The following is a 12051-nucleotide window of genomic DNA, read 5'->3' as shown; positions in this document are numbered from 1 at the left end:
CGAGCCGTTCTCGTTCTGCCCGTTGAGCACGGATATCTGCGCTGCGGACGGCCGGCTTTGATCACCGGGCCGGGAGACGAAGACGTCGTAGCCTTTGGTGGCGGTGACGGCCGGGTCGAAGAAGCCGAACAGTTCGTTGCGCGCCTTGTTCTGCAGCGCCAGGTTCTCAAAGTCGGTGGTGGTCGCCGCGACGGGCGGAAGGCCGTAGCCCTTCATGCACTGGGCAGTCACCAGTTGCGCCGCCTCGGTCAACTCCCGCGCTTGAGCGGCCGTAGGGAGGTACCGATCGATCGGACGGGCGATCTGCTCCGGGCCGGTCACGGCGGTGATCGGACCCAGCGCAGGCGGCGGCGCGGGCTGTTGGCTCGAACATCCGGAAAGCACGATCGCGGCGGCGGCCGTGGCTGCGGATGCGATCGTGAGCGGAACTGTGGAACGCCAGGTCGGCTTGTACATCCTCGTCTCCTGCGTCTCGACAGGTATCTGTCTGCCCCGGTGGGCCGGGCGCCGCGGAGCGCGGCGCCCGGCAGCGCGGGAGAATCAGCCGTCGATCTCGACTGCGTCTACCGTGACCTCGTAGCCGAGCCGCTGGACGTAGTTGAAGCTCGTGCCGGCGGGAAGGTAGAGGTCTCCTCCGTAGGTGTCGTAGACGTCCGCGTTGTTCCAGTCCGCCGTGGCCAGGTACACCCGGCTGACGTTGAGCGTCGCGGTGCCGGGCGTGCCGGCGTAGCAGGCGGTGAAGCCGTAGTCCGTCCAGACCTCGACCCCGTGGCTCCAGGTGGGCGGCGTCGGGCAGGTGACCCTGCTGATGGCGCTGGCCGGTGCGGCGAACGCGACGCCGGCCGCGAGGACTCCGGCCGTGAGCGCCGCCGGAACGAGCTTGCCTGTGAGATTCACGCGTAGTGCCTTTCAGCTTCAGGGGAACTCAGAACACGAATGACGATTCCAAGCCGCCGGTGCCGCGGGCCACTATCCCGTGCGATCCCGTACGGCCCCGCACAGTCCGGCCAAGGGGCGGCAGAGTGCTGAGACGGCCTGCCGCGCGGAATTGACCCGCCATGCAACGCACGCGCCTCGTACACTCTTCGGTGGGCACGACCGCGGACCGTTGACGGGGGAGGTACGCAGGTGAGCGGGTATGGTGGCGCGGCTCCAAATCCGGATCAGGCTACTGATATGTCTGGGTTCATCGCCCTGCTGGGGGAATTGCGCGCGTGGGCCGGGCAACCCTCATATCGGGTCCTTGCCAAACGAGTCGGACCCCTGATGCGTCCCGCGCAGACGGTCTCGCCGTCCACGGTGGTCGACGCCTTCAAGGCAGGACGCCGACGGCTGGACATCGACTTGGTCGTCGCGATCGTCCGGGCCCTGGGACTGGACGAGCCGGCGGTCGCCCGGTGGCGGGCGGCCTGCATCGCCGTGCACGCCCATTCCAAGACCGGCGGCCCGGTGGGTGTGTTCCGGCAGCTGCCGGCCGACCTGGCCACGTTCACCGGGCGGGCGCCGGAGCTCGCGCGGCTGATGGACGCGATCGCGGCAGGCGAAGGCCCCGGACCGCACACCGTCGTGGTCTCGGCGATCGAGGGGATGGCCGGGGTGGGCAAGACCCAGCTGGCCGTGCACGCCGCGCACGAGCTGGTACGCACCGGGCGGTACGCGGACGTGCAGCTGTTCGTGAACCTGCGCGGCTTCGACCCCGAGATGCCGCCGGCCGATCCCGGGGCGGTGCTGGACGGGTTTCTGCGGCAGTTGGGAGTGGGCGCCGAGCTGATCCCCGACGGCCTGGACGAGCGCGCGGCGATGTTCCGCGACCGGATGCAGGGCAGGGACGCGCTGATCCTGCTGGACAACGCCGCGGACGACCGGCAAGTACGAGACCTGATCCCGGCGAGCCCGACCTGCCTGGTGCTCATCACCAGCCGGCGCACCCTGGCCGGGCTGGAGGGCGCCTCCCTGCACCCGCTGGACGTGTTCAGCCGGGCCGACGCCCTCGAGCTGCTGGCCCGCATCGCGGGAGCCGAGCGGGTGGCGGCCGAGCCCGCCGCCGCCGAGCAGATCCTCGAAGCCTGCGGACACCTGCCGCTGGCGATCTCGCTGGCGGCTTCCCGGCTGCGCTCCCGGCCCGCGTGGCGCCTGGCGGATCTCGCCGAACGCCTCGGCGAGGGCGGGCTCGAAGCGGCGAGCATCGGCCGGCGTTCCCTACGCGCCGTATTCGATCTCTCGCTGGACGGGCTCGCGGACCCGCTTCAGCGGTTCTTCCGCGCGCTCGGCCTGTTTCCTGGCGACGACTTCGCCGCGCCGGCCGCGGCCGCGCTGGCCGAGGTGACCGTCAGCGCCGCGCAGCAGATGCTCGAGGAGTTGCAGGACGAAAACCTGCTGCAGCAGCGGACTCCGGGCCGCTACGAACTCCACGACCTGCTGCGAACCTACGCCAGGGAGCTCGCCGCCGGGAGCGCCGCCGAAAACCTCAGTGCACTGACTCGACTGCTCGACTACTACCGGTACGCGGCTTCGGCGGCCATGAACGAGATCGAGCCGTTGACCAAAGAAAGGCGGCCCCAGGTCACGCAGCCGGGCACCGAGGCGATCGAGTTCGCCACACCGGCCGAGGCACTCGGCTGGCTGCAGGCAGAGCGCCCCAACCTGCTGGCCGCCGCCGCGCAGGCGGCTTCGCACGACCTCGTCGAGCACGTAAGTCAGCTCTCGCATATCACGTGGCGCTACCTCCACGACCACGGCCACCACCGCGACGCGCTCACCCTGCACACCCTCGCCGTCACGGCCACGCGGGCGAGCGGAGACCGCAGAGGCCTGACCCGAGCGCTGCGCTTCACCGGCCTGACCTACGAACGCCTGGGCCAGCTACGGGAAGGACTGGCCGCCTACGAGCAGGCCAGGGAGCTGAGTGAGGATCCGGGCGATCTCGCCGCCATCCTGGAGGCGCTGGGGAACCTCAACGTGCTGATGGGCAGGTATCCGCGCGCGGTCGCCTACTTCGAACAGGCACTGGACCTGTGGCGGTCGCTGGGCCGCATGCTCGGCGTCGGCAACGATCTCGGGAATCTGGGCATCGTCACCTTCGGACTCGGCCGGTACGACTCAGCACGCGAATACCTGACCCAGTCTCTCTCGGTACACCAGGACCACGGCCATCCCGCCGCTCAAGCCCAAGCCCTGATCTGGCTCGGCATCGTCGGCGAACGCACCGGAGACTACGCATCGGCCGCAGAGCACCTGGATCGGGCACTCGAGCTCGCCCGCGTCCACGCGGTGCCCGCCTTCGAGGCCGACGCCCTCGAGGTGCGGGGCCGAGTGCGGCTCTCCCAGGGGCGCGGCGAGGAGGCGCTGGCCGATCTGCTGCGCTCGCTCGACATGCGCAGCGAGCACCTCACCCAGCCGAGCCTGTGCGACAGCCTGCTGGCTCTCGGCGATCTGCACCTCCAGGAAGGCGAGGTCGAGCGCGCGATGGACTATCTGCGCCGGGCGCTTGAGACGGCGGGCGAGGTCGGCATGCCTGCCACCCAAGCCGCGGCGCTCACCGGACTCGGCGAGGCTTCAGCAGCCCTCGGAGACACGGAAGCCGCGCTGCGCCACCACCGCCGGGCACTCGAACTCGCACGCAAGGTCCGTGACCCCTACCGGCTCGCCCGAGCCCGCGAGGGCCTCGGGCTGGCGTTGTGCGCCGTAGGAAGCGAAGCCGAGGGAGTGAGCCACCTTCGACTGGCTCAGGACTCGTACATTCGGATGGGCGTACCGGATGTGAAGAGGGTTGAGGCGCACATGTCTGCCAGAGCACTGTCAGAGTTCGGACGCGGTGGCGGGGCCCCGTCCGCCGTTGGAGGGCAGGGCCCCGCGCCGACGGCGAATGGTCAGGTCGAGCAGTAGGCATCCGTGGTCGTGGAGACGTTGTCGCGGTTGTAGATCAGCTGCAGTGACGCGTAGTCGCAGCCGAAGAACGCCGCGGGACCGTAGAACTCCTGCTGGCTCGTGTTGGTCCAGACGTACGGCCTGGCGCAGCCGTCCGCTACCGCCCCGCCGCCGTTCGTCACGGGATACACCGGGAAGGCGCCCGGGTCACCGCCCGGACAGGTGGTCAGACCGACCGTCCATCCGGAGTGGCTGGCGGTGAACCAGCTCCACATGAAGAGGTAGGCGCAGTCACCGCTGAGCAGCTTGAGTGAGGCGACCGGGGTCGTGGTGCTGACGTCCGGGAAGTAGACGTAGCGGGTGGTGATGACTCCGCCGCACGAGCCCGAGCTCATCGGCCGCGTCGCCGCGTGGGCCTGGGCCGCCGCGACGGTCGGGGTGAGCGCCATGGCCAGTCCTAGTACCAGCCTGATCAGCGCCTTCCGCATCGTTGCCCTCCTTTAACGTGAATCGCAGTATCGGAATCAGGAGACATACAGCTCGTACAGTGCGTCCGCTGCCGATAGGCGCAATCGGCGTGAGGAGGACGCGCTTCGGAGTCTGCTGTGTCCGCCGAACGGCAGCACGTATCCCGTACGAATCCGTACACGGGGCGGGGCGGGGCGGACGCGGTCGCGGGGAGCTCCGCGTCCGCTGTCTAAGGGCTCGTAGGTCAGGCTGTGCGCGGCGCGGCGACGCTGTCGCGGGGGACCAGGATCGGGGCGATCGTTTCGCGCTCGCCGGACACCTCGCCGGAGCTGATCTGGTGCAGCAACACGCTCAACGCCGCGCGGGCCACCGCGTCGAAGTCGGGGCGGATCGTGGTCAGCGGCGGGACGAAGTAGGCGGCCTCGGGGATGTCGTCGAACCCGACGATGCTCACCTCCTGCGGCACCAGGCGGCCGAACTCGCGCAGCGCCTTGAGGATTCCGAGCGCCAGGTGGTCGTTCGCCGCGAACACCGCGGTGACGTCGGGCATCCGTGCCAGCAGCTGACCGACGCGGTATCCGGCCGCCGGGCTCCAATCAGCCGACAGAACGGGAGGCGGATCGATGCCCGCACGCTCGAGGGCGGCGCGCCATCCCGCTATCCGGCCGACGCTGTCGAACCAGTCGTCCGGTCCGCTCACGTGCCATACCGTCGCGTGTCCGGCATCAAGCAGATGCTGCGTCGCGAGGCTCGCTCCGGCGCTTTGATCGACGGTCACCAGCGGGTTGGTGCGTTGCGGATCGCCGTCGATGCACACCAGCGGCAGGTCGGTCGGCATGTGGTCCAGCGCCTCACCCGCCGAGGCCACCGGCGCGATGACGACGACGCCGGCCACCCGCTGACGCAGATGCCGGTCGACCGCCTCCGCGATCGACCGGCGATCCAGGGCTCGAACGCTCGCCACCGCCACCGCGAACCCGGCCTCGGACGCCGACTGCTCGAACGCCGCCAGCAGCGACGCCGGACCGAACAGCGTCGTGTTCTGGGCCACCACGCCGATCACCTGTGAACGCCCGGTGACCAGAGCGCGCGCGGTGTGGTTGGGCCGGTAGCCCAGCTCGGTCATCGCCGCCTGAACGCGCAGCCGGGTCTGCGGGCGCACATGGGGATGATCATTGAGCACGCGGGAGACGGTCTGGTGGGACACACCGGCCAATTGCGCCACGTCGGTGATGGCCGGATCGCGCGTGGGCAGGCGGGACCTCCCGTTCTGGTCGCCGGCCTTGGCCTCAGCCTTGCCCACCGCGCACCTCTCTCGACCCAGCCCGGCCGCCGGGTGAGGACGACGTAGAGAGCTATGTTATCGCTCACGGTGATGACTGGCCGCAGCAAGAACGATGAATCCGCCGGATCCTTGTTCCGCTCTTGACTGCGCAGTTGTTAACGTGAACACTCTCTCACGGCAAGACTCTGCCACTGCCCGATGAGACCGCTTTCACCTGCGGTTTTTCATGACGAGCCGGAGGATTGCAGGTCGTGAGCGGTAACAAAGGGCGGACTGAGTGGGGCGCCACCCACGATGCGCCGGATGTCAATGGCCTGCCGCTATATCGCGACCCGAATGTGCCGAGGCTGCGGTCGCTCGGACTCGAAGACTTCTCGGGAACGCTGCCAAAGCGTGGCCGCCGACCGGAAAGTTAGCGCTCACATTTCCAGCCAGACGCCGGGTGCCCCGGTATCGCAACAGTCTGGATCTCGGGCGATCCGGCCGCGCCTCGGCTGACCGATGAACAAAGGAGCTCATCGTCGTGATCGGATTGTCCTTCCCACGGATAAGACGCAGGAGCGGGGCCGCCGCCGCGGCCATCGTCCTGGCTCTTAGCGGTGCGAGCCTTGCCACGGGCGGCGTGGCGCGGGCCGCCACGCCGGCCTCTCCCGCGAAAGCGCAAGGTCCCTGCGACATCTACGCAGCGGGCGGAACTCCCTGCGTCGCCGCCCACAGCACCACCCGCGCCCTGTACGCCTCGTACTCCGGCCCGCTCTACCAGGTGAAGCGACTGTCCGACGGCAGGACCAAGAACATCGGGGTCGTGGGCCGAGGCGGATACGCCAACGCGGCTGAGCAGGACGAGTTCTGCGCCGACACGACGTGTCTGATCTCCCGCATCTACGACCAGTCGCCGATGCACAACGACCTCACCCAGGCGCCGCGCGGAGCGTTCAGCGGCCCTGCGATGGGCGGCGCCAACAACCTGCCGATCGCCGACATGGCGCCGATCACGATCAACGGCCACAAGGCCTACGGCGTCTTCATCGAGCCCGGAATGGGCCTGCGTAATAACGACACCACCGGCATCGCGACCGACGACCAGCCCGAAGGCATGTACTGGATCGTCGACGGCAAGCACTTCAACGGCGGCTGCTGCTTCGACTACGGCAACGCCGAGATCGACAGCCGCGACGACGGCGACGGCACCATGGAGACGAGCTACTTCGGCAACGCCACCGCCTGGTACCACGGCAACGCGCCCGGCCCGTGGGTCATGACCGACCAGGAGAACAACCTCGTGGGCTGCGTCAACCCCGGCAGCACCTCGAAGCTCTGCGCGCAGCTGCCCAGCGTCGCCTCCCGGTTCGAGACCGCCGTGGCCAAGGGCGAACCCCACCACTGGGCCAGCCTCGGCGGCGACGCACAGCAAGGCGCCTTGTCAACCATGTTCGACGGGCCACGCGTCGGCCCAACCTATGATCCGATGCGCAAACAGGGCGCCATCGTGCTCGGCAACGGCGGCGACAACAGCAACGGTTCGCAGGGCACCTTCTACGAAGGCGTGATGACGGCCGGCTACCCGACGGACGCCGTGGACCAGCAGGTGCAGGCCAACATCGTGGCCGCCAAGTACGACGTGCAGCGGCTGAGCCTGGCGCCGAGCTCCGCGACCGCCGCCCAGCCCGGCCTGCAGACCTTCGCCCCGGGCACGAGCCAAGGCGTCACCGAGACGTTCACGAACACCACCGGCGCGACCGTGGCCGGCGTCAAGCTGAGCCTGTCGCTGCCCGACGGCTGGAGCTCGAAGCCGCAGGGCCAGACCACGTTCTCCTCGCTCGCGCCCGGCGCGAGCGTCAGCGCGACCTTCACCGTCACCTCGGCTCGGTGGGCCTTCAACGGCGACCTCGGCGGCCGAGCGGTGTGGCTCAGCCAGAACGGCGGCGAGCCGAAGGTCGACACGACGACCGAGAAGGTGCGCGACGACAGCCCAGTCAAGATCAACGAATTCCGCGTCGGCACCTCCGCGGACTCGACCGACTCCTTCATCGAGCTCGCCAACACCGCCGCGTACCCGGTTGACGTCTCGAACTGGACGCTGACCGAACACGCGGCCGGACAGGCGGTCTTCTCGACGGTGACAGTCCCGCCGGGAACGAAGATCGCGGCACACGGCCACTACCTGCTCGGCCTGTCCGCCTCGGGTCTCGCCGCCCCCGCCAACCCGGGCGACTCCACCCTCAACGTCCGCACCACCACCGGGATGAGTGTTGGCGACACCGTGACGGTCGGCACCGGCAGCGCGGCGCAGACCGCGAAGATCGCCGACATCCCCTCGGTCGGCGCCTCCGGACCGCGCGTGGCCGGCAAGCTGGGGAACGCGGTGAAGCTGAACGGCGCCGACGAGTACGTCAACCTGCCCGCCGGCATCGTCAGCACCCTGTCCGACTTCACCGTGTCGGCCTGGGTCAACCCCTCCGCCGAACCGACCTGGTCGCGCATCTTCGACTTCGGCACGGGCGAGAGCAACTACATGTTCCTCACCGTCGACGGCGGCGGCGCCGGGCTGCGCTTCGCCATCACGACGAACAGCAACGGAGGGGAACAGCAGCTCACCGGCGGCGGCCTGCTGCCGCTGAACACCTGGTCGCACGTCGCGGTCACGCTCTCGGGCACCACCGGCACCCTCTACCTCAACGGCAGCCCGGTGGCCACCAACCCGAACATGACGCTGCACCCCTCCAGCCTGGGCAACACCAACCAGAACTACATCGGCAAGTCGCAGTGGCCTGACCCGCTGCTGAACGCCACGGTCGACGACTTCAACATCTACAACCGGGCGCTGTCCGCGAACGAGGTCGCCGCACTGGCCGGCGGCCAGGCCGGCGCCGGCAACGTCGCGGACTACAAGTTCGACGAGAGCGGCGGCGCCACCGCGGTCGACTCCTCCGGCAACGGCAAGAACGCGACCATCGTCAGCCACGGCACGGCGGCCAGCCCCAGCACCCCGCTGTGGCAGCCGGTGCCCGACGGCCCGCTGACGATTGCGGCCGGCTCGACCAACGTCCCGGTCACGAGCACCGCGGGCTTCGCCGTAGGACAGAAGGTGGCCATCGGCTACGGCAAGAGGCTAGAGCTGGCCACCGTCACCGCGGTCGGCGACGCGGGTGCCCAGGCGCGGCTCGCGGCGCCGGCGACCGCGGGCTCGACCGACATCAAGGTCTCCTCGGTCGGCAACATCTCGGCCGGGGACCACATCCGGCTGGACATCGGCGCCAACACCGAGGACATCACCGTCGCCTCCGTCGGCACTGCCGGCGCGAACGGCACCGGGCTCACCCTGGCCGCCGCGCTGACCAAGAACCACTCGTCCAACCTTCCGTTCAGCGACCGGGGGACCGGCGTCAGCTTCACCCCGGCGACGCGCTTCGCGCACTCGAGCAATGAGCCGGTGCAGGCACTGGGCGCCGGGATCGTGCTCGACCACCCGTTGACCCACCGGCACGCGATCGACACGCCGGTGTTCGACAGCAGCGTCACGACGGCGGGGTATCAGGGTTCACCCGCGCCCGACCAGTGGTTCGGCGGACCCGCCCTCTCCACCAGCGCCGGCAGCATGGTGCTGCGTGACGGCCACGGCCTCGTCGCCGACAGCCTGAACTACGGCCTGCTGGTCGACCCGTGGGCCGCCGAGGGCTACCAGGGCGGCACCGGCAGCGGCTGCGTGGTGCCGACTCCGGGATTGGGCAGCGGCGCGGGCAAGAGCGCGAGCCGCTTCCCCGACGGCACCGACACGGACAGCAATTGCAACGACTTCATCGTCGCGAACGCCACTCCGGGCGCGGACAACAAGTTCGCGCTGGATCCGGGGCCGCTGGTGTCGGTGCAGGTGACCGCCGCCGGCAGCACGTCGGACTTCATCAAGCACGATGACACCGACGACCTGGTCGTCACCGCGCCGGTCACGGCGAGCAGCCCGCAGACCGACAAGCTCGACGCGACATGGGTCGAAACGGCCGGCCTGGCCAACCCGAGCTGCGTCTCGTTCGAGTCGGTCAACAAGCCGGGCAGCTACCTGAGGCACATGAACTTCCAGTTCCACCTGCAACCCAACGATGGCAGCACGCTGTTCTCCCAGGACGCGACGTTCTGCCCGCAGGCCGGCAACAGCGGTCAGGGCACGTCGTTCCAGTCGGTGAACTTCACGACCAAGTACATCCGCGCCTTCAACAACACGGTCTATCTCGCCAGCGACGGCGGAACCAACCCGTGGGACGACGCCACCACGTGGGCGACCGACTCGAGTTGGCTGGTAGACCAGCCGTGGGCACAGGTCCAGTAAGCGCCCCGAGCGATTAAGGACCCTGAGTAAAAGTCCACAAGTTCGCGATCGCTCTCGGCGCTGCGGTATCGGCGCCGAGGGCGATCGCGCGCTTCCTCATTGGCGGACGCGTCACCATCGCGTCGGCGACCCCCGGAGCTCGTAGATAATCAGAGCCTTGCGCCCGCGCCAAGGGGGCGCCCGGGGAAAGGCAGCGCCGCCGTGACTGTCAAAGACGCCGACATCGCCCGTGCCCTCATCTCCATGCTGTCAGGCAGCCCGTTCGCGGTGGCCGAGCGCCTGCACGCGCAACCAGACGGCGTGTACTGCGCGACGCTTCCAGACGGCGCGCGCGTGTGGGTCGTCAGCCGATACGACGACGTCAAGCGGCTGCTGGCCGAGCCGCGGCTGGCGTTGGACAAGCGCAACTCACGCAGCGGCTACCAGGGCTTCGGACTGCCGCCCGCCCTCGAGGCCAACCTGCTCAACCTGGACGGCGCGGACCACGCCCGGCTGCGCCGCCTGGTGACCGCCGCGTTCACCGCTCGCCGGATCGACCAGCTGCGTGACCGCGTCCAAGCAACCAGCAATGCCCTGATCGACACACTGCCGGCCACCGGCGCCGTCGACCTTGTGGCCGACTACGCCGCGCCGCTGCCGGTCGCAACGATCTGCGACCTGCTCGGCGTGCCGGCGGATCAGGGCTCGATGCTGCGCGAGTGCACCCAGGTCCTCCTCGCTCCCGGCAAATACGGCCCCGGCGACCTGGCCGCGACCCTCGGCCGGATCGTCGCGCTGCTCACTGACCTCATCGCGGCCAAGCGAGCCGAACCGACGGACGACCTGCTCACCGCGATGATCGCGGCCCGCGACGGGCAGGATCGCCTCTCCGAGGAGGAACTGCTCTCGCTCGCCTTCCTGGTCCTGTTCGCCGGCTACGAGAACTCCGTCCACCTGATCTCGGCCGCCGCGGCGCGCACGCTCGCCGAGCCGCAGTTGGCCGCCGCGATCCGCGCCGAACCCGATCCGCACACGGAGCCGATGAACCGCGTCGTCGAGCAATTCCTGCGCCGCGACCAGCCCGCGGCCACCGCTATGCGGCGCTTCCCGACTGAAGACATCAAGGTCGGCGCCACGGTCATCCCGGCCGGCGACACCGTGCTGCTCGCCGTCGCCGCCGCGAACCATGACGCTGCCGCCGAAGGAAGCAGCCACCTGAGCTTCGGCCACGGCCCGCACTACTGCCTCGGGGCGCCGCTGGCCCGGCTGGAGGCGCGCATCGCGGTGTGGACTCTGCTGCACCGGCTGCCCGACCTGACGCTCGCCGTCCCGTACGCGGACCTGCCGTGGAAGAGCGACCACCGCCAGCACGCCCTGACCGCTCTGCCCGTCACCGTCACGCCGTAGCGCACCGGACGCTGTAGTACACAGGACGCCGTAGTACGTCAGACGAGGAGTAGACCGCCGGCCTCCCCCTGCCCAGCCAGCACTTGCGCACCGCGGAAGGCGCGTTGTACTTTCCTAGTAGGAAAGTACTTTCAGGGAGGGAACATGAGTGACGAGATCGAGCCCGCGGACGCCGCGCGCGCACTGAGCGAGATCGACCGGCGGCGCGAGCAGGTGATCCGGCGCAGGGTCTTCCCGGGCTGGTGGTGGTGGGCTTACGCCGTCCTGTTCACCGCGTTCTCGGCTGCCGCCGAGTCCGGGCGCGGCGTGGTCCTGGGGATCGGCGCCGCGGTGTTCGTGGCCTGTTCGTTCGCCATCGACGTGCCGGTGCGCCGCGCGGCCCGCGCCGCCGCGCCGCGCCGCGGCCTGGCTCCCGGATCCTCCGGCAGGACACTGATCGGGTTGGCGGCCTTTCTGGCGATCCTGATCGGCGCGGCCATCGCGACCGGGCTCAGCCTGAAGGCGGCCGGGGTGCCGCATCCGGGGACGGTCGCGGGCGCGGTCGCCGGGGTGGTGTTCGCGCTCGTCGGGCCGATCCTCGTGCGGCTGGAGGCGGCCATGCTGGTGCGCCGGTCCGGGAGCCGGGGATGAGCACGCCGAAGTTCGACGAGCTGATCCACGCGCCCACCCGGCTCTCGCTGGTCGCCTTCCTCGCCGCGACCGGATGGGCGGACTTCGCGGT

Annotated in this window: 7 protein-coding genes and 2 pseudogenes; 5 read left to right on the top strand and 4 right to left on the bottom strand. The window is 69.7% G+C overall.

The window, feature by feature from the left end; translation table 11 throughout:
• A pseudogene (locus VFB40_RS17560) lies at positions 1-456 on the bottom strand (hypothetical protein); the annotation flags it as partial.
• Positions 457-540: 84 nt separating this feature from the next.
• Positions 541-897 carry a hypothetical protein gene (locus VFB40_RS17555; RefSeq protein WP_324851958.1) on the bottom strand — a complete coding sequence of 119 codons (357 nt, stop codon included), beginning with the start codon at positions 895-897 and terminating at the stop codon, positions 541-543.
• Between the two features lie 369 nt (positions 898-1266).
• Between VFB40_RS17555 and VFB40_RS17550 the strand changes: the two genes are divergently transcribed.
• A complete protein-coding gene (locus tag VFB40_RS17550) occupies positions 1267-3885 on the top strand; it encodes an ATP-binding protein (RefSeq protein WP_324851956.1) in 2619 nt (872 codons plus the stop codon).
• Here VFB40_RS17550 and VFB40_RS17545 read toward each other — a convergent pair.
• Positions 3870-4355, bottom strand: coding sequence for a hypothetical protein (locus VFB40_RS17545; protein WP_324851954.1), 486 nt, complete (start codon positions 4353-4355; stop codon positions 3870-3872). The genes VFB40_RS17550 and VFB40_RS17545 overlap by 16 nt on opposite strands.
• A 224-nt stretch (positions 4356-4579) precedes the next feature.
• Positions 4580-5569, bottom strand: a complete 990-nt coding sequence (locus VFB40_RS17540) for a LacI family DNA-binding transcriptional regulator (RefSeq protein WP_349261526.1) — start codon at positions 5567-5569, stop codon at positions 4580-4582.
• A gap of 574 nt (positions 5570-6143) precedes the next feature.
• Between VFB40_RS17540 and VFB40_RS17535 the strand changes: the two genes are divergently transcribed.
• From VFB40_RS17535 to VFB40_RS28635, 4 genes and pseudogenes are all read left to right on the top strand, one after another.
• Positions 6144-9944: an arabinofuranosidase catalytic domain-containing protein gene (locus VFB40_RS17535; protein WP_324851950.1), complete on the top strand. Its 3801-nt coding sequence runs from the start codon at positions 6144-6146 to the stop codon at positions 9942-9944.
• 201 nt (positions 9945-10145) lie between these two features.
• A complete protein-coding gene (locus VFB40_RS17530; RefSeq protein ID WP_324851948.1) occupies positions 10146-11330 on the top strand; it encodes a cytochrome P450 family protein in 1185 nt (394 codons plus the stop codon).
• Between the two features lie 144 nt (positions 11331-11474).
• Positions 11475-11960, top strand: coding sequence for a hypothetical protein (locus VFB40_RS17525; RefSeq protein ID WP_324851946.1), 486 nt, complete (start codon positions 11475-11477; stop codon positions 11958-11960).
• Positions 11957-12051: pseudogene (locus VFB40_RS28635) on the top strand (transcriptional regulator); the annotation flags it as partial. The gene VFB40_RS17525 and the pseudogene VFB40_RS28635, both read left to right, overlap by 4 nt.

The organism is Actinocrinis sp. (assembly GCF_035650855.1).
Lineage (GTDB): Bacteria > Actinomycetota > Actinomycetes > Streptomycetales > Catenulisporaceae > Actinocrinis.
This window is presented reverse-complemented; position numbering and strand designations above follow the sequence as displayed.

Coding starts and splice junctions, on each gene's coding strand:
- VFB40_RS17550 (WP_324851956.1), top strand. CDS start 1,267: ATGCGTCCCGCGCAGACGGTCTCGCCGTCCACGGTGGTCGACGCCTTC.
- VFB40_RS17545 (WP_324851954.1), bottom strand. CDS start 4,355: ATGCGGAAGGCGCTGATCAGGCTGGTACTAGGACTGGCCATGGCGCTC.
- VFB40_RS17525 (WP_324851946.1), top strand. CDS start 11,475: ATGAGTGACGAGATCGAGCCCGCGGACGCCGCGCGCGCACTGAGCGAG.